Source organism: Brevibacterium sp. Marseille-P9724, assembly GCF_902500275.1.
Classification (GTDB): domain Bacteria; phylum Actinomycetota; class Actinomycetes; order Actinomycetales; family Brevibacteriaceae; genus Brevibacterium.
Window position 1 is genome coordinate 102,401 of record NZ_LR722990.1, and the last position, 18,184, is coordinate 120,584.

Annotated in this window: 12 protein-coding genes, 1 tRNA gene and 1 pseudogene; 8 read left to right on the top strand and 6 right to left on the bottom strand. The window is 61.6% G+C overall.

The features are described from left to right. Positions 1 to 51: 51 nt before the first annotated feature. Positions 52 to 1,113 (bottom strand): phosphotransferase, encoded by a 1,062-nt coding sequence (locus GC119_RS00545; RefSeq protein ID WP_070573889.1) that lies wholly within the window; start codon positions 1,111 to 1,113, stop codon positions 52 to 54. A gap of 91 nt (positions 1,114 to 1,204) precedes the next feature. Between GC119_RS00545 and nudC the strand changes: the two genes are divergently transcribed. Next, positions 1,205 to 2,203 (top strand): NAD(+) diphosphatase, encoded by a 999-nt coding sequence (gene nudC, locus GC119_RS00550; RefSeq protein ID WP_070574053.1) that lies wholly within the window; start codon positions 1,205 to 1,207, stop codon positions 2,201 to 2,203. Next, positions 2,200 to 4,278: an ATP-dependent DNA helicase UvrD2 gene (locus GC119_RS00555; RefSeq protein WP_226829137.1), complete on the top strand. Its 2,079-nt coding sequence runs from the start codon at positions 2,200 to 2,202 to the stop codon at positions 4,276 to 4,278. Before nudC ends, GC119_RS00555 begins: the two co-directional genes overlap by 4 nt. Here the strand turns inward: GC119_RS00555 and GC119_RS00560 are convergent. Next, positions 4,173 to 5,129 carry a hypothetical protein gene (locus GC119_RS00560; RefSeq protein WP_151952232.1) on the bottom strand — a complete coding sequence of 319 codons (957 nt, stop codon included), beginning with the start codon at positions 5,127 to 5,129 and terminating at the stop codon, positions 4,173 to 4,175. The genes GC119_RS00555 and GC119_RS00560 overlap by 106 nt on opposite strands. Positions 5,130 to 5,633: 504 nt before the next feature. On the opposite strand from GC119_RS00560, the gene GC119_RS00565 reads away from it, so the two are divergent. Further along, positions 5,634 to 6,182, top strand: a complete 549-nt coding sequence (locus tag GC119_RS00565) for a M48 family metallopeptidase (RefSeq protein WP_226829139.1) — start codon at positions 5,634 to 5,636, stop codon at positions 6,180 to 6,182. A 120-nt stretch (positions 6,183 to 6,302) separates the two neighbouring features. On the opposite strand, the gene GC119_RS00570 is transcribed toward GC119_RS00565, so the two are convergent. Then, positions 6,303 to 7,595, bottom strand: a complete 1,293-nt coding sequence (locus GC119_RS00570) for a zinc-dependent metalloprotease (protein WP_070777674.1) — start codon at positions 7,593 to 7,595, stop codon at positions 6,303 to 6,305. Positions 7,596 to 7,761: 166 nt separating this feature from the next. Between GC119_RS00570 and GC119_RS00575 the strand changes: the two genes are divergently transcribed. The 3 genes from GC119_RS00575 to GC119_RS00585 all read left to right on the top strand — a co-directional run bounded on the left by GC119_RS00575 (position 7,762) and on the right by GC119_RS00585 (position 12,051). Beyond that, positions 7,762 to 8,841: a PDZ domain-containing protein gene (locus GC119_RS00575; protein WP_176745889.1), complete on the top strand. Its 1,080-nt coding sequence runs from the start codon at positions 7,762 to 7,764 to the stop codon at positions 8,839 to 8,841. Positions 8,842 to 8,861: 20 nt separating this feature from the next. Beyond that, complete coding sequence (locus GC119_RS00580; protein WP_070573880.1) at positions 8,862 to 11,822, top strand: UPF0182 family protein; 2,961 nt, start codon at positions 8,862 to 8,864, stop codon at positions 11,820 to 11,822. Positions 11,823 to 11,974: 152 nt separating this feature from the next. Beyond that, a tRNA-Met gene (locus GC119_RS00585) sits at positions 11,975 to 12,051 on the top strand. Positions 12,052 to 12,392: 341 nt separating this feature from the next. Here the strand turns inward: GC119_RS00585 and GC119_RS00590 are convergent. After that, a complete protein-coding gene (locus GC119_RS00590; protein ID WP_070573878.1) occupies positions 12,393 to 13,475 on the bottom strand; it encodes a hypothetical protein in 1,083 nt (360 codons plus the stop codon). 785 nt (positions 13,476 to 14,260) lie between these two features. Here GC119_RS00590 and GC119_RS00595 point away from each other — a divergent pair. Together GC119_RS00595 and GC119_RS00600 are read left to right on the top strand one after the other, a co-directional pair. Next, positions 14,261 to 15,474 (top strand): annotated as a pseudogene (locus tag GC119_RS00595) (ammonium transporter). A 42-nt stretch (positions 15,475 to 15,516) separates the two neighbouring features. Then, positions 15,517 to 15,855, top strand: coding sequence for a P-II family nitrogen regulator (locus GC119_RS00600; RefSeq protein ID WP_070573876.1), 339 nt, complete (start codon positions 15,517 to 15,519; stop codon positions 15,853 to 15,855). Between the two features lie 313 nt (positions 15,856 to 16,168). On the opposite strand, the gene GC119_RS00605 is transcribed toward GC119_RS00600, so the two are convergent. After that, the gene (locus tag GC119_RS00605; protein WP_070573874.1) at positions 16,169 to 17,416 is read right to left on the bottom strand and encodes an aminotransferase class I/II-fold pyridoxal phosphate-dependent enzyme; all 1,248 of its coding nucleotides are present in this window, start codon (positions 17,414 to 17,416) and stop codon (positions 16,169 to 16,171) included. Next, entirely contained in the window at positions 17,413 to 18,177 is a 765-nt protein-coding gene (gene hisN / locus GC119_RS00610) for a histidinol-phosphatase (RefSeq protein WP_070573872.1), read from the bottom strand. The genes GC119_RS00605 and hisN overlap by 4 nt, the downstream gene beginning before the upstream one ends. Positions 18,178 to 18,184: the final 7 nt, after the last annotated feature.

Consider the following 18,184-nt stretch of genomic DNA (forward strand, 5'->3'; position numbering starts at 1 on the left):
ATCAGAAGCGTCGAAGGACAGCGGGCGCAGGCGGTCGGGTTCACCCGCCGACTATGGATCGTCGACTGCTGCGGTGTTGCCGGAAGCTGCTTCGTCGGCCGCAGCGTCACTGTCCTTGTCGACTGCCTGCGAGGTCTCTTCCTGCGAGGCGTCGGGTTGGGGTGCAGCTTCGCTGTCCGCGGCAGCGTCATTGCCGCCCTGCGGAGCAGTGAGCGCGGCAAGGTCAGCGAGCATAACCTCTACTTCTTTGATCTGTGCTTTCTCACCCGAATCGACGGCGGTCAGAAGAAGTTCGAGAACAGCCATTTCGCTGCGCAGGTCAATACGACTGCGCAGACCAGCGTCGTCATGGCGCACACGTTCCGCGTACACGCGGAGGAAACGGTCAAACTCTTCGGGATCCAGCAGATGCGATACCGCTTCGAGGTCAACGGCAGGGTCGCCCACGCGCAGGGAACTGAAATCTGCGACCGTCACAATGGACTTTCCGTTCGTGCGCAGGGCATCGATCGTGAGATCGCCGTGCAGGGGAACCGGCAGAAAATGCCACACGGCGGGAGTTTCGAGAACAGTCTCCCACCGCTCCAGCAGTTCGGGTGGCACTTGGCCGGTGGCGGCACCTCGGTCCAGGAGGTCCCACAGCAGGCCCCGAACCTCCTGAGACTCGTGAACCACAAGCCCCGCATCGGCAATCGGACCGGTCTCCGCACTGTGCAGAACCGCAAGACACTCGGCGAGAGAATCAACGTGACTCGGTGCCGTGCGGAAATCCTCCGTCGACATGGGCGCGCCCTCAAGCGGCTGCGAAATCGCAATGCAGCATTCGTCGTCGCTGAACTGTCCCGGACGGAAAGTCCGCGACTCAATAACGCGGGGCACGGCGAAGCTGCGTTCTGTCGGCAGAATAGAGCGCAGAACAGCGGATGCGAGTTTTTCCGCTTCGGCGTCAATCGCCGCCGCCTGGTCAAAGGCTGCTACGACGACGGTGCGGTCATCGTCACTGACCAACAGGCGCGGGCCGCGTTCGTCATCGAGCCGTTTCCAGCGCTTGGCCTTGAAACCGTCCAACATGACGGTGCTGATTGCCACTGCACGAAGATCGAAAGTGTCCACGTCCCCCAATCTACCCGGGCAGGACCTGCTCTTCAGGTTCGCCGAGGCGCGTGTCAGATCAGTGTCAGTGCTGACGGCTATCGTGGTGGTCATGAACCGCTACCTGCTGCCGACCCGCTCACTGTCCCGTGTTGGGACAGACCGCAACCACACCGACCGCGGCGCTGACGGCAGCGTTGCAGATGTCCTGGCCCGCAGCGGCACACGGATCTTCTTCTGCCACCGCGGCAGTCTTCTCGTGTCCCGCGAAGGTCTGCACATGTTCTCATTGGCCGATCTCAAGCCGCACTGGGACAAACTGACCGGCACGCGGGTCTACATCGGCCGCAGCGGGGCCGCGGACCTCGTGGCGCTGCTGCTTGATGACGCCGGCCGCTCAACAGCCGACAGTGCTGTTCTTGACGACAGCGCGGCCTCAGCCGACGACTTCCTGCTGGCCCCGGCGGCCGGTGCCGCAATGGACGACCCCACGTGGGTTGACCTGCGCGCTCTTGCCGCAGAACTCAGCGATGCTGACATTGATGCGGCAACCACCGCCGTGGCACTCGACAACTGGCACAGAACCCACACGCATTCACCGCGCACTGGAGACCCTACGGTGCCTTCGGCAGGCGGGTGGGTGCGCGTCGATCCCGCAGCCGGAACGGAGCACTTCCCGCGCACGGATCCGGCCGTCATAACAGCCGTTCTGCACACTGACGACAGCGGAACGGAGCGCATTCTGCTGGGCAACAACGCACTGTGGCCAGAAGGCCGCTATTCGCTTCTGGCCGGGTTCGTCGAACCCGGAGAAACTCTGGAACAGGCAGTGCGGCGCGAAGTCCAGGAAGAATCCAACATCGACTGCGACACCATCCGCTATCTCGGCTCGCAGCCGTGGCCGTTTCCCTGTTCGCTCATGCTCGGGTTTGCAGCGCGAGCCCGGTCGGCCACGATCACAGCCGACGGCTGCGAAATCGCTGACGTCAAATGGTTCAGCCGTGACGACATCGCATCGGCAACAGCTGACGGCTCGCTTTCCCTGCCCGGCGAAGTCTCCATTGCCGGACAGATCATCAGCGCGTGGATGAACGGAGAACAGCTGCTGTGACATCCAATGCTGTGACATCCAAAGCGGCACAGCTGCTGGAAGCGCTCGACACCGAACAGCGCGCAGTAGCCGAACACTCCGGCGGTCCTCTTGTCGTGCTGGCAGGGGCCGGCACCGGCAAGACCAGGGCCATGACACACCGCATTGCCTACGGTGCGCTTACCGGCCAACGTGACCCCAAACAGACTCTGGCTCTGACGTTCACGGCAAAAGCAGCGGGTGAGATGCGCTCTCGGCTGCGCTCCCTCGGTGTTGCGGGCGCCCAGGCTCGCACATTCCACGCCGCGGCACTGCGCCAGCTGCGCTACTTCTGGCCGATGTTCGCCGAAGGGCCGTTCCCGGAACTCATGCCCAACAAAGCTGGTTCCGTTGCCCGCGTTATGGGAAACCTCGGCTTGACGGTCGAGCGCGAACTCGTCCGCGACGTAGCTGCGGAAATCGAGTACGCGGCTGTCAGTCTGCTGGGCATCGACGAATACGCCCAGCAGGCCCACAGTCGGGAACTGCCCGGCGGGCTCAGCGCTTCGGCGATTGTCGACATCATGCGCGGCTACAGCGACCTCAAAACAGAACGGCGCCTGCTCGACTTCGAGGACGTTCTGCTGACGCTCTCGGGAGTGCTGGGCACGCGTGCCGATCTCGTTGCCACGGTGCACAGTCAGTATCGTCACTTCGTCGTCGACGAATTCCAAGACGTGTCGCCCCTGCAGTACGACCTGCTCATGCGCTGGCTGGGCGATCGAGACTCTCTGTGCGTTGTCGGGGACCCCGCTCAGACTATCTACACCTTCGCGGGAGCCACATCGAACTACCTTCTCAGCACCGCCCAGCGGTTCGCAGGCACCACGACCATCGAACTGGTGCGCAACTATCGGTCACGCGCATCCATTGTCGAGGCCGCCAACAAGGTCCTCTTTCACACCGGCAGCGGCGCCCTGCAACTGCAGCCGGTGCGCGAAGGCGGTCAGCCGCCCTCCGCCTCGGAATACGCTGACGACGTTTCGGAAGCCGCTGCGGCAGCCCAGAGGATTCAAGCGCAGATAGCGCAGGGCGTGCGGGCATCTGACATCGCCGTGCTGTTTCGCACCAACGGGCAGAGCAGAGCTGTAGAGGAAGCCCTCGAAGCCCGCGGTATCAGCTACGTGCTGCGCGGGGGAGAGCGCTTCTTTGCTCGCAGGGAGGTCAAAGAAGCCATGGTCCTTCTGCGCTCGTCTGCTGCCGCACGGCGCACGGAGCGGCTCGATACGGCAGTCGCCGAGGTGCTCTCCAGCATCGGATGGCAGGCCCAGCCTCCCTCGGCAACGGGTGCGCTGCGAGAAAAATGGGAATCGCTCAATTCGCTCGTGCAGCTGGCCTCGGATATGCAGCGCAACTCGCAGCTGCCCATTACTCTGCCGCAGTTCAGCGCAGAACTCGAAGACCGCCGTGAACACCAGTTCGCCCCGACCGTTGACGGAGTAACGCTGGCCAGCGTGCACGCCGCGAAGGGCCTGGAGTGGAGCTGCGTACACCTCATTGGGCTCACCGAGGGGCTCATGCCCATTTCCTATGCGCAGACTCCGCGCGACATAGCCGAAGAGCGCCGACTGTTCTATGTTGCAGTGACCCGTGCCCGGGATTCACTCGACCTGTCATGGGCGCGCATGCGGCAGTCGGGGTCGCGCACCCAGCGCAGAGTGTCGCGCTTTGTTGCAGAAATGCGCGGGGCTCAGGCTGTACGCCGCGAAGATGCACCGCGCAGCACAGTAGTCAGCAGAGCCTGTCGGCAGTGTGGAAAGGCACTTTCGGAACCTGCCGATCGGCGCATGGGCAGATGCGCCAGCTGTGCGTCTCCTGCAGACAGCGGGCTGCTGAGCGAACTCAGCCGGTGGCGGGCCGCCAAAGCCGAAGAACTCCGCGTGCCCGAATACATGGTGCTGACACAGGCGACGCTGAGTGCTCTAGCCGAAGCGATGCCGGGCAACAGGGATCAGCTGGCTCTTATTCCAGGGCTTGGGTCGGTCAAACTCGCACAGTTCGGATCGGAGCTGCTGGACATTACGGCCGCCGCTTCCGGAGTGGCTTCGGAACCCTGACGGCACCGGCAGTCGGGGTGGAACGCGACATCGTCTTCTTCGATTCCCCAATCTGACACGATCAGCTTTCTGTGCAGGCCCGGCATCCCTGCGCGATCTGCGCGCAGTCGGGATGCCGTGTGAGCGGCCGTAATGGCTACGAGTGCAGGGTCAGCCTGCGAAGCCCGCGGGCCGCTGCGATGAACAGCCTTCCAGGCGTCCAGCCAACCGGGATCATGCTGTTTGGCCCAGCGCACGCCGCAGTGTGAGCACGGTGATGCGCCGGGAACAACGACTCCGCCGACAGTTCCGAAGTGGTCGCCGATGACAGCATGGACGTGGTCGATGTCGCGGGCATACAGCGAATCGGCGCTGAGCAGGTCCGGCATCCACACCGCAGTGAGGATCACCAGGCTGCCGGGGTGGATTCGCGGGTCATTGCTGCTGTCCGCCGGTGCGGCCCGCATTCCCGCAGCCTCAGCTGCCGAGGCGAACTCGCCTTTGAAAGGGCCGATGGCGTAGACGGGGGAGCGGCGCACCTTTGCGGCGAGCTCGAGGGGATCGGCCGAGTTCTGTGCTGCCCAGGTGCGCAGGCGCCACGGGGCAGATGCGCCGGGAACCTGGGTGACGACAAGCACCCCTGCATCCGTCAGGAGTCTGCACAGTTCGTGCGCTCGGTCCGCTTCGACTCCGAGTTGTTGGGCTTCGGATATGAGGTCGTGTTCTTCAATGCCCAGGCGCAGGGCGTCCAGCAGGGCGGACTCGCTGTCGCTGAGTCCGGACAGGATAACGGGGGCATCGATTCCGAATTGAACGCACGCGTGTGTTCGGCTGATGACGGCAACGGCCGGATCGACTATGAGCATCTTCACCTCCGGTAGTGCAGTCAATCTACGGGGCATGCTCAGAAGATGGAAGATGCTTTCCGCATCTGTGGAAAACCTGTGGATAAAACGCAAGCAGGGCCTACTGTGAGGCCGTCGGCGGGTGAGCGCCGAAGTCACTGTGCAGGCCCTGCTCGGGTGGCGGACCCGCAGGGCCGTCAGTTTTCACGTGCCTTCCCCTTGCCCGTGATCACTGCGTTTTCCGCGGGTCCATTCCTAAAGTTAGAGGGCTGTGTGGGGTGCCGTCAAAGCGATTTCCCGGCGGCAGTGTGGACATGTGCGGATTCTCTGTGGAGACTTCTCCCGGGCTTGTGGAAACTGATGTGGATAACGGTGCTGGCAAAGGGTGCGGAATCCCGGAAACACAAGGCTTTCGGGTGTTGATTCATAAAATTCGAGAAACTGTTGGATTTAACAGTGTGGTGTCTATCACACCAGTTGTCTTTTGGTGTCACTTTGTTCTCGAACGCGGCCTCTGCTTGGATGAGCACCATGACTGCGGCAGAAGTTGAACGGATGCTGCGCAGCGGCGAGATGACGGTTGTGCGCTCTGCGCGCAGAAAGAAAACCTACACGCTCCAGCCTGCGGGCGACGCTTGGAAGCTTGCGGTGCCCCAGCGTTTTGACGTCACTGCAAACCTCGCTGGAATAGCCGAGCTCTTAGAGCGTGCGCAGCGCCGGCGGGCTAACGCTCCGCGAAGTGACGACAAGCTTCGCGCCTTGGCAGAAGAGCTCAACCAACGGTATTTCGGCGATGGAATCGAACCGGGCTCGGTGCGCTGGACAGGCAACCAGCGGCGCAGATTCGCCTCTGCCAGCGGCCTGACGGGCGACATCAGGGTGTCGGACCGTCTGCGGAACGTTCCTCGCTGGGTGCTTGAAGCGGTTCTTGTTCACGAACTCGCGCACTTGCGGCACCTCGACCACTCGCCGGCTTTTCGGGCGCTGGCGAACCGGCACCCGCGAACGGCTGATGCGGAGATCTTTCTCGCAGGCTTCGCTCACGGCGAGGATGCCGCTGAGGCCGCGGTGTGCGGCTGACGCACGATCGTGCGGCAGGCAGCTGAAGTCCGCAGCTGACGCGAAGGGCGCTGGGGGTATGCCCACAGCGCCCTTCCGTTGAGTTCGGCTTCAGCACGGTACAGCAGAAGCCGCCGATGCTCAGTCGTTCTTGCCGGACTCCTCGTCCAGAAGCCGCTGGAGTGCTTCATCCATGTTGTCAATATCGGCATCCCCGGTTTCGGGGCTGCGGCGCTCCAGGTAGCCCAGTGGGTCGTCAAGATCAACAGCAGACGGCAGGGACTCGGCCTGGTTGAACACCGCGTCGCGCGCTTCGGCGCCTTCTGTCTGTTCGAGGAAGGTGAACAGCTGAACCGCATCGTTGAGGCGGGTCGGGTGGATGTTCAGGCCGATGAGCGAAGCGAATTCGGCTTCTGCTTCGGACTGGGCGCTGTAGCGCTCCCGCAGTGCTTCGCGGATCTGGTCGCGCTTCTCGAGTGGTTCAACCGCGGCGTAGGCGACGACATCAGTCCAGCCGGCCACCGTCGACAGCAGGCGCTGGAGATTCTGCTCGGCGGCTCGGCGCTCCGCCGTGTCGGCTGGTTTGAACAGTTCCTTCTGCATCTGTTCGGCCGCTTCCTGCATTTTCTGCGGATCCATGTCCGGTGCGATTCCGCCGAGTGCGCTGCCGTTGACTTCCACCGTCGCGGCGTAGGCGCGCACGGCGTCTTCAATGTGCTTGCGCAGCCACGCAGCGCGCGCAAAGAGTGCGTAGTGCGCCAGTTCCAGTGTGGCCAGGTAGATGCGCAGCTCGTTGACGTCGACGTCGATTTCGGCGGCGAAGCCGGTGATGTTCGCGCTGACCATGGACGGACGTCCGCTGGCTGCAAGCGGCAGGCCGTACTCCGTGCCGGTGAGTACGGAGCCGGACAGTGCCGCCGCGGCCTGTCCCAGCTGAGAGGCGAACATCGAGGTGGTCATGGAGGCGAGCATCGGCTGCGCGCTGCTGAGAAAGCCGCGCATCTCCTCGGGAATCTGCTCAGAAATGCTCTCGGTCAGTCCCGAGGCGGTGCGCTCCTGAATGGGGGAGGCCAGCGACAGCCAGCCGCCGATGGTTTCCTTGACCCAGCCTCGACGGCTGAGTGCTTCAACACTCGCAGCCTCTGACGAGGCGTCTGTCACCTTCGACAGCCACAGTTCGGCAAGTCGGAATGCGTCTGCCGCGGCTTGGCTGGTCTCGCTCGTGACGGTCGGGTCAGGTTGGGGGACGGCGCTTTCGGCTGTCTGCAGAGCGGCGTCTTCGGGATCGGGAGGGGTCATCATCGATTGGAAGCGGCTCATCATCGAGCCCAGCTGGCCTGGATCCATGCTGAAAGGTCCCTGCCCGCCGCTGAAGAACATGCCGAACATGTTGTTCATCGGGTCGTCATCTGGACGGTCTTTGTCATCACTCATGTTGGCCCCCAAGGGTTGATCGTTCTTCTCAGAGTAACGAAGCCCGGGCTCAAAAGATTTCCCTGCGCCGCAGGGAGTGCGCATTTCGCTGAGGACGTAATGCCAAATGGTGGTCGCGCTGCAGCACCGACTAGAATGCTGCAAGCCGACAAACCGAAAGGACACTGTGGCCAGGCCCTCTCACCAGCCCCGCAGGCGGATCTCCGCATTCGCTCTTTCGGGCTTTCTCGCGTTCGTGTTCGTGCTCATCGCCGCTGTTGTGCCCGTGGCGTACATCGTAGAAACTCCGGGGCCGGTGTTCAATACGCTCGGCAAAGTCGAAGACACCGACAAGGACGTCGTTGAAATCACGGGTGCGCAGACCTATCCCACTGACGGGCAGCTCAATATGCTCACCGTCGGCGTGGTGGGAGGCCCAGATCGACACATGAGCGCCCTGCGCGCATTCATCGGGCTGGTCAAGGGTACAGAGACGGTCGTGCCGACCGAGTCCCTCTACCCGCTGGAAATCACGGGAGAGCAGGTCAGCCAGACGAACACGGCGCAGATGACCAGTTCGCAGGACGTTGCGACAGCCGCGGCACTCAGCGAACTGGGCATGGACTACACGGTGCGCATGCGGGTGGCTGAAGATCCAGCAGACGGGCCGGCGCGCGGCAAAGTCACCCAGGGCGAAACTGTGCTCGCCATCAACGGCAAAGAAGTCGAAGGGCCCGACGCCCTGCAGACAATTCACGGCGAAGTCGAAAAGGGCCAGCCAGTGGAGCTCCGCCTCGAAAGCGAAGGGCAGCAGCGGACCGAAACGATCCAGCCGACGATGCTCGACGGCGAACACCGGATGGGAGTCCTGCTCGACCAGGACTTCGATTTCCCCGTTGACGTGAAGTTCAACCTCGACAACGTCGGAGGGCCGTCAGCGGGCACCGTGTTCGCCCTGACGATCATCGACAAGCTGACCGAAGGCCCGCTCGCAGGCGACAAGAAGGTCGCCGGAACCGGAGCGATCACGGCCGACGGCACAGTCCAGCCCATTGGGGGAGCGCGCCAGAAGGTAGCTGCCGCTGACGACGCGGGCAGCGAGTATTTCCTGTCTCCGCGCGGCAACTGCCCCGAAGCGCTTGAAGCCGCCGAGAACCGTGAAATCACGGTCATAGGAATTGACAATCTCCACGCGGCGAGGACCGCGCTGGAGGACATTGCAGAAGACCGAACATCCGACCTGCCTTCGTGCAGCGCCGACAAGTGAGAGCCTTCGAAAGGAACCCAGTGTCCAACAGTCAGGAAACAGCGAAGCGAAAGGGCCCATCGCCCCTCGTGCTGACGATAGCCGCGGTCATTGCCCTGCTGGCGCTCTACGTGCTCTTTGCGCAGATCTATACGGATGTCCTGTGGTTCTCCCAGGTTGACTACCTGGCGGTGTTCACCAAGGAGTGGATCACCCGGATTGCACTGTTCGCAGTCGGACTCATCGTCATGGGTCTTGCTGTCTTTCTTCCGCTGACGCTGGCGTACCGCAAGCGTCCGGTCTATGTGCCGCAGACTCCGCAGCAGGAAAACCTCGACCGCTATCGGGAAGCCATTGAACCGCTGCGCCGTCTCATGACGATTGTCATGCCCCTGGTCATCGGCGGTATCGGCGGAGTGTCGTTGAGTGGTGCGTGGAAAGAGGTCCTCCTTTTCCTCAATCCCACGCCGTTTGGCAAAGCAGACCCGGAATTCGGTCTGGACATTTCGTTCTACGTGTTCACCTTGCCGATGCTGAAAGTGGTTGGTGACTTCCTGGCGATGGCGGCGCTGCTGTCGCTTGTCGCTGCAGCTGTCGCCCACTACCTTTTCGGCGGGATCCGACCCGGCGAAGAGAAGGGCATTCAGCTGACCCGCGCAGCTCGCGTGCAGCTGGCGGTGACGGCAGCGATCCTGGTTCTTATTCAGGCTGGCCGCATCTTCCTGCAGCGCTACACTCGGCTGATGGACGAATCCGGTCTCATGGCCGGTGCCACCTACACCGCCGTGAACATCACGATTCCGGCACTGCTCATCATCGCCATTGCCGGCGTGGTCGTTGCGGCCCTGCTTGCTGCCAATGCCTTCCGAGACATGTGGAAGCTTTCGGTGGTGTCAGTCGTCATGCTGCTGGTGCTCGGCGCTGTTTCCATCATCGGCCTGCCCGCGGCAGTGCAGCAGTTCATGGTGCAGCCGAGTGAGCAGAGCCTTGAGAAGGACTACCTGCAGCGCAACATTGATGCCACGCGGGATGCCTACGGCATTGACGATGTCGAAGTGCAGCAGTACAAGCCCTCCACAGAAGGCGAACGAGGTGCCCTTCGGGCTGACGCTGAAACTGCGGCTTCTATTCGACTCCTGGACCCGAACCTGGTGTCGGACACGTTCCGACAGCTGCAGCAGCAGCGGTCGTTCTATTCCTTCCCCGAGCAGCTGGACGTCGACCGCTATGAAATCGACGGCAAACAGCAGGACACCGTGATTTCGGTGCGTGAACTCAATCCGGAATCACAGGCTTCTGCTTCGTGGCTCAACCAGGCGGTTGTCTACACGCACGGCTTCGGAATTGTTGCCGCCTACGGCAACAAACAGGGAGCCGACGGGCGTCCGGCGTTCCTTGAGTCCAACATCCCGCCAACCGGCGAGCTCGGCGAATACGAACCGCGCGTCTACTTCGGCGAACAGTCGCCCACCTACTCGATTGTCGGCGGACCCGAGGACGGTGAGAAGCGCGAAATCGACTACCCGACCGACGATGAAAAGGACGGCGGCGCTCAGGTCTACACGACCTTCCAGGGTGAGGGCGGACCGAACGTGGGCAGCCTGTTCAACCGTCTGGCCTTCGCGGTGAAGTTCCAGGACGAGCAGATCGTCCTCTCGGATGCCGTCAATCCGGAATCGCAGATTCTGTTCAACCGACAGCCACGCGAACGCGTCAAGAAGATCGCACCGTTCCTCGAAGTGGACGGCGATCCGTATCCGACCGTGGTCGACGGCCGCATCAAGTGGATCGTCGACGCCTACACCACGAGCTCGAACTACCCGTATTCAACACCGCAGGTTCTCCAGAATGTGACGGAAGACTCCAACACCCAGCGGCAGGGTTCTGTGGCTGCGCTTCCGCCGCAGAAGGTCAACTACATTCGCAACTCAGTCAAGGTTGCTGTCGATGCGTACGACGGTTCTATTGACATGTACGCCTGGGATGAAGAAGATCCGCTTCTGCAGTCATGGTCGAAGATCTTCCCGAACGCGCTCAAGCCGATTTCGGAGATCAGCGGTGACCTCATGAGCCACGTCCGCTACCCGGAAGACCTCTTCAAGGTTCAGCGTCAGCTGCTCACGCAGTACCACGTGCCGGATGCGAACTCGTTCTACACCAAGCAGGACTTCTGGACCACTCCGCTCGACCCGACGGTTGACCGCGAGGAACGGCTCATGCAGCCGCCGTACTACATGACCCTGCAGATGCCGGGTCAGGATCAACCCACGTTCTCGTTGACCTCGAGCTTCATTCCGCGTCCCATTGAGGGGCAGACGCGCAACAACCTCACCGGCTACTTCGCCGCCAGCGGTGACGCGGGCAGCGAAAAGGGCAAGGTCAGCGAGGAGTACGGCCGGCTGCGCCTGCTGCAGCTGCCGCGCAACACCACCGTGCCCGGTCCCGGTCAGGCGCAGAACAACTTCAACACCGAACCGGCCATTCAGCAGAACCTCAACCTGCTGCGTCAGGGCGAATCGAAGGTGGAGAACGGCAACCTGCTCACACTGCCAATCGGCGGTGGCCTACTCTATGTGCAGCCGGTCTATGTGCGTTCGCAGGGTGAAACCTCCTATCCGGTTCTGCAGCGAGTCCTTGTGGCATTCGGCGAGCAGATCGGCTTTGCGCCCACTCTTGACGAAGCGCTCGACCAGGTGTTCGGGGGCGACTCCGGTGTGTCCGCAGGCGACCACGGTCAGTCCGGTCAGGCTTCAGACGAAGAAAAGGGGTCCGTCACCGCTGACGGTTCGGATGGCGGCGACAAGAACGCCTCTGGAGGCGGTTCCGGACTTGACGCGGCTCTGAAGGAAGCTGACAAGGCCATGAAGGACTCGGACGATGCTATGAAGGAAGGCAACTGGGACGAGTACGGCAAGGCTCAGGATCGCCTGCGTGACGCACTGGACAAAGCCATGAAGGCTGACGGTGCAGACGCCGGTGCGGGACAGGGCGCAGGGGATTGACCTCAGCGGCGTCCGTTCCGTTCGCTCCGGCGACCGTGAGGTGGTCGGAGCGGGCGCGGTGGCCCCGCTCGCTTCAGCGAGGGTGGTGCGATGCACATCACATGCCTGTAATTTGGTGTTCACCGCAATGTTCCGTATAGTTGAACACGCACCGCGGGGTGGAGCAGTTCGGTAGCTCGCCGGGCTCATAACCCGGAGGTCGAGGGTTCGAATCCCTCCCCCGCCACCACGTAAAAATCCCGGGATACCTAGCACAGGTATCCCGGGATTTTTTGTGTTTGGGCTGCATATGCGTCGGGTCATGGTTCCTGCGCTGAAGGCTCTATATGTTCGCCGCCGTCGGTGCTTGTCGGGACGAAGTGCGGCGCGGCGGCCGTGTTGGCTTCCCGCCGATGTTCGTTGCGATGGGTGCTCGCTTTAATGTGCTTTCACGCTTTAATGCAGCGCATTTGCGCGTGGATCTGCATTAGAGCGCGAGGCTGGGTTGCGCTGGGCAGCGGACGGCAGTCGTCTTAGCGGGAACAAGGGCGGGGCCGCCCAAGCTGGCGCGCAGCCCCAGCCAGATATCGCTCAGCTGTTCTCGACCGTGTCGTCTGTGCTGTTGTCTGTATAGATTCGCTGCCGCATCCGCTGACCATGAGTCAGCCTTCGCACGTCGGTGTCAGTGTCGAAATTGGCGCCGATGCCGCCGGCCACCACACCCATGGCTGCGCTGAGCCATGCGATATCGAGATAGTTGGTCAACGATGCGTCTTGCTGAATCTGCTGGGTCATAAACTCCGGATCGATCACGACGAGGCCGCCCAGGAGAATGAGGACGACCAATGTCGCGAAGAGTGCGAACACAGTGACCAGGAGTGTGAGCACGGTGGAGAGGTTGTAGTACATGACCACTGTGGCCAGTCGTTCGTTGATCGGTTGGTCCCAGAGTCTGTGACTGATGATCAACCAGGCGACCATTACCACGATGGCGAGAGCGCCGATTGAGAGCAGGCGGAGCGTGGACAGGTAGGTCGACATCTGCCAGATCGAACTGTAGAAGATGCCGAAAGCTCCGGTTGCAGATGCTGCGGCGAGAGCTCCTGAGAGTTTTGGCGCTGTGCGCCAGGGTTCGTTGGAAATCGTCATTCCCAAGATCAGCCGCGGGCCTCCGGTGAGGGTGTGGGCATGCAGGGACTGATGGCCGGAATCTTCATTATGGGACCAGTTCGACCATCGGAGAGAAAATCTGGGCGTTGTGGTTTCGGGACCCCAAGGAACCAGTTTGTTGACTGAGCCCATCATGACTTTGATGATGCGACGCTTGGTGGCCCACGCTCCGAGTGTGGGGCAGGAAACAACTGCGAGGCTGCGGTCGGAGTAGGCCTCGGCAATGAGAGGGGCACCCTGGGTGTGTCGGGGGATCTCTGTGAGGATGAGGATGACGCTGACATCGGGGTAGTCAGCACGAAGGTCTTCAGCTGCGTCTAAATCCAGCTCGCTTTCGGGCGTCAGATAGACCGTATCGGTGCAGGTCTGCAGCGTCGTTGCGGCCCCATACGCCTCGCGCAGGCAGCGTTCCAACGAGGCCTGGATAGACGCCGCTCGTCTGCTGGGCAGCCCTGGATCAGCTACGAGGAGTACGTGCAGGGGCTGAGATGAGGGGGTGGGCATCGTGGTCCTCCGCGAGTCGACGAGCGAGCTGACTAGAAGATTGTTCTGTTGGAGAAGCCTACTGCGGATGGTCGCCAGGGGGGGCAGTCCGATTTGTCGGCGTCGCCGTCTGAAATTCCGTCGCCGGCGTGACCGCTGCGCCGCGGAAGCACGTGACAGGCCCGTGCCGAGATACAGGGCGAGATGCAGTTTGCTGTACTGCATAAGGCGTGGTCCCGGGAGGGGTTGAGCCAGGGGAGCCATGAAGGAGTTCCGAAATCGCGGACAAATGCGGGTGTGCAAATACAAAGATTGTTGGGGTTGGGAGGCTCCGCCAAAATGTGCATACCTGTTTATATGCGCATCTTGAATAGTGGGCGCGTGGATCTTTGAGCGAATGGCACTTATGCAGCTCGCTGCTGTGCCGGAATGGGTTGGTGAGCCGCGTCTTTTAGGGGAAGTGTCGGTGCGTGGGGATCTGTGGATCGTAAGGCTGCGCATCCCTGCGCAATTCGCGGAACCCCTCGGAGGGGTGAAAGCATCTTTTGGATTCTATCACCCGGCTTCAAATATTCAATGGACATTTCAGCTAGCTTTGTGAAAGCAGTTGGAGTGGGCGCCCGCTCACAGCTTCACGCCTCTCCGTAAAGCCAGCAATCCATTACATATCCGAGTTATGTGTTGTAGCGTTAATCCGTCGATCGCCGGGAAAGAGGTCAGAGAGATCAGAAAGACGGTCGACGGCACAGGAAGGAAGAACAATGACTCCGGATCAGGCAGCGGCGGCATCGGGCAACGCGAGTTGGATGCTGATCGCAGCCTCTCTCGTATTATTGATGACTCCCGCATTGGCGCTGTTCTACGGCGGTATGTCAAGGCAGAAGTCCGTTTTGAACATGATGCTCATGAGCTTCGGTGCGGTCGCCGTCGTGAGCATCGTGTACGTGCTGTGGGGCTGGTCGATGTCCTACGGTTCCCAGTCAATAGGCGGTCTGTTTGCAAACCCATTCGAATTCTTTGGTCTGAAAGATTCTATTCTGGATTCGCGCGGAAACTATATTGAAGGTGCTAATGGATATGCCAACATTGTTGACGTTGGGTTTCAGCTGACATTTGCGGCTATTTCGGTTTCTCTAATATCCGGTGCTCTCGCGGAGCGCGTGAAGTTCGGCACTTGGTTAGCATTCGCGGCGCTTTGGGCCACCTTCGTCTACTTTCCACTTGCTCACATGGTGTGGGGCGGAGGGTTCCTGTCGCATTCGGCATCCGGCCTGTCGGCAGCGCTGTTCGGAACAGCGAGTGAGGAGGCATCGGTCGCACCCATCGATTTCGCGGGCGGCACGGTTGTTCATATCTCAGCGGGAACTGTCGCGTTGGTGCTTGCGCTCATCGTGGGTAAGCGCGACAACTTCATGAAGTCTCCGCACCGGCCACACAATGTTCCGTTTGTCATGCTCGGCTCGGCGCTGCTGTGGTTCGGCTGGACTGGCGTGGATCAACACGACTGTCGCAACCGGCGCGGCGATGCTCGGGTGGCTCGCTTACGAGAAAGTCACGGAAGGTCAGCCGACTTCACTCGGTGCGGCCTCCGGTGTTGTTGCGGGGTCTCGTCACAATCACCCCGGCAGCGGGAGACCTCACACCTCTGACGGCAATCGTTCTGGGCTTCATCGGCGGTCTGCTGGGAGCTTGGGGAGTCGGCTTGAAGTTCAAGTTCGGATTCGACGATTCGCTTGACGTCGTCGGTGTGCACTTGGTGGCCGCGCTGTGGGGAACAGTCGGCGTCGGACTGCTTGCAACCGATCGAGGACTGCTGACAGGAGGTGGCGTTGAAGGCCTCAAGCTGTTCGCTGTTCAGATCCTCATTGCGGTCGTCGCAATGCTGGTTTCGGCCATCTTCACTGCGCTCATCGCCTGGGTTCTGAAGGCGACCATGGGCTGGCGCGTGCAGCCGAAGCAGGAGTTCACCGGCATTGACATCACCTGTCACGGTGAATCCGCTTATGAGCGCAGCGTTTGAGCGTCAAACACCACGGATCGAAAAGCACAGTAGGGAGTTCACATGAAGCTCATCACGGCAGTCGTAAAGCCGTTCAAGGCATCTGAAATCAAACAGGCGCTCGAAGCCCAGGGGATACACGGAATGACGGCCTGGCAGGTTCGGGGCTACGGACAGCAACAGGGACACACCGAGATGTATCGCGGCGCTGAGTACGAAGTCGACTTCGTAGACAAGGTCCGCATCGAAGTGCTGGTTGATGATCCACTACTGGATTCTGCTGTCGAAGCAATCGTCTCTACGGCCCACACCGGAGAAATCGGGGACGGAAAAGTCTGGGTCACACCAGTTGAAGATGTGATCCGCGTGCGCACAGGCGAGCGGGGAACAGACGCAGTCTGACCGACACCGCGTCCTGCCCCCACAGCCACCGGAAAACGCCCGAGGTGGAAGGCAGGGGAGCGTGGCACCTCGGCAGGGGTGAGCAGACCGGGCCCCGGCACAGAAGTGCCGGGGCCCTAGACGTTCCTGGTCATCGCCATGGCGAGCTGTTCTCACGCTGTAATGCAGGTTCGCGCGTTAATGCGCTGGATTAGCGCGCAAATCTGCATTACAGCGTGAGTCTGGTCTACGAGCCGGGACGTACGCGGCTTAGGCGTACATCTGCGGTGAGGGGAGAAGCCCGCGCAGCTCGTACCCGCGCCCACTTCAAACCTCAGAGATTTTGGAACACATCGAGGTTGCTGCGAATGCGCTGGGCGGCGTCTTCGACCTCTTCGGTTGACTTGCAGAAGCTGAAGCGAATGAAGCTGCGGAAGCGCTTCGCGGTTTCCGAGCCCTTGCGGCACAGCGCGGGTGCGGGAATGCCCGTCACGCCCACCTTTCGGGTGAGTGTGTCATTGACCTCCGTCGCATCCTTGTCCGTCAGCTGCGAGAAGTCAGCCAGCAGGAAGTAGCCGGCCTGCGGTGCGTGGACACGCAGACCGGGAACATCTTCGAGTGCTCTGACGATGATTTCGCGGTTGTGCTGCAGAGTGTCGCGGTTCTCCTGTGGGAAGGACCAGCCTTCGCCGATTGCCTGCGCAAGTGCTGCCTGCAGCGGATTGCCCGCGGCGAACGTCATGTACTGCTGAATTGCCTGGCAAGCGGCACGCACGCGAGGTGCTGCAATGAGCCAGCCGATCTTCCAGCCGGTGATGTTGAACGCCTTTCCGGCAGAGGACACTGAGACGATGCGTTCAGAATCCGGGAAGCGGGCGGCAAACGGCTGATATTCGTGTTCGTCGAACACCAGGTGCTCGTCGAACACCAGGTGCTCGTAGACCTCGTCTGTGAGGATCCACGCGCCCGCGCGCTCCGCCGCGTCATAGATGCGATCGAGAGCCTCAGCGGAGAACACGGTGCCGGTGGGGTTGTGGGGCGAATTGACCAGAATGATCGAGGCACCCTCGACCTCGCGTTCGAAAGCATCCCAGTCCGGCTGCCAGCTGCCTTCAGCGGGCAGGAGCGGCACTGTGGCGAATGCGCCCCCGGCCATTGCAACAGCCGCAGGGTAGGAGTCGAAGAACGGTTCAAAGGTGACAAGTTTGCCACCGCGGGGCAGCAGCGCCATGATGGCGCTCGTCAGTCCCTGAGTGGCACCCACAGTGATGAGCACCTGATCGGGCTCAATCCTGTGATCGTATTCGCGTTGCCGCTGCGCGCACACCGCTTCAATGAGATCAGGGCGGCCCTGCCCGGGCGGGTACTGGTTGTCGCCGCCGCGCATAGCGCGGTCGACCGCGTCGAGCAGCCGTTCCGGCGCGGGGATTCCAGGGGCTCCCTGCCCGAGGTTGACGGCACCGTGTTCGGCCGCGAACTTCGTCATGACGCCGAAGATCGTTTCGGTGGGATTGCCGTTAGCATCCAGCAGTCCGGCAGCGCGGTTGACCTCTTCGGGCAGCGGGCTGAGCTCAGGTGTCATGCGAGTTTCTCCAAGGCGGCTCGGTGCAGGTGTCCGTTTGATGCGACCGCGTTGGGCCCAAACGGCCCGGGACGACCGTCGACGTCAGTGAAGACGCCGCCGGCAGCCTGCACAATGGGAACAAGGGCGGCCATATCGTACAGTTCGAGCTCAGGTTCCGCTGCAATGTCGACGGCCCCTTCTGCTACGAGCATGTACGACCAAAAGTCACCATAGCCGCGCAGGCGCCACACCTGGTCCGTCAATGAAATAAATGCGTCGCGGCGGCCCAGGTTGCGCCAACCGGACAGCGATGAGAACGCCAGCGACGCATCGGCCAGTTCACTGACTTCGGAGACCGAAATCCTGCGGTCATCACCGTCGAACCTCAAGAATGCCCCACCTTCGGGAGTACCCCACCAGCGGCGGCCGAGTGCCGGAGCGCTCACCATGCCCAGAAGGGGAGTGGCACCTTCGTACAGGCCGATGAGTGTTGCGTAGACGGGAACTCCGCGGACAAAGTTCTTGGTTCCGTCGATGGGGTCGATGATCCAACGACGCGAGCTTTCTCCAGATGCGCCGAATTCCTCCCCGTACAGCGAATCGTCGGGGCGGTTGTCGACGATGATTTCGCGCAGGGCGTGTTCAACAGCGCGGTCGACATCAGTTACGGGGGTCATGTCCGGTTTCTGTGCGACGCTGAAATCCTGAGCGCGGAACGCCGGCAGCGAAAGCGCGTCAGCCTTGTCTGCCAAATAGTGGGCAAGTTCGAGGTCGTCCATGCCCACC

Bases quoted from the DNA above. Each gene is read 5' to 3' on its own strand.
- GC119_RS00600 (WP_070573876.1), top strand. From the start codon at position 15,517: ATGAAGCTCATCACGGCAGTCGTAAAGCCGTTCAAGGCATCTGAAATC.
- GC119_RS00590 (WP_070573878.1), bottom strand. From the start codon at position 13,475: ATGCCCACCCCCTCATCTCAGCCCCTGCACGTACTCCTCGTAGCTGAT.
- hisN (WP_070573872.1), bottom strand. From the start codon at position 18,177: ATGGACGACCTCGAACTTGCCCACTATTTGGCAGACAAGGCTGACGCG.
- nudC (WP_070574053.1), top strand. From the start codon at position 1,205: ATGAACCGCTACCTGCTGCCGACCCGCTCACTGTCCCGTGTTGGGACA.
- GC119_RS00570 (WP_070777674.1), bottom strand. From the start codon at position 7,595: ATGAGTGATGACAAAGACCGTCCAGATGACGACCCGATGAACAACATG.
- GC119_RS00565 (WP_226829139.1), top strand. From the start codon at position 5,634: ATGACTGCGGCAGAAGTTGAACGGATGCTGCGCAGCGGCGAGATGACG.
- GC119_RS00605 (WP_070573874.1), bottom strand. From the start codon at position 17,416: ATGACACCTGAGCTCAGCCCGCTGCCCGAAGAGGTCAACCGCGCTGCC.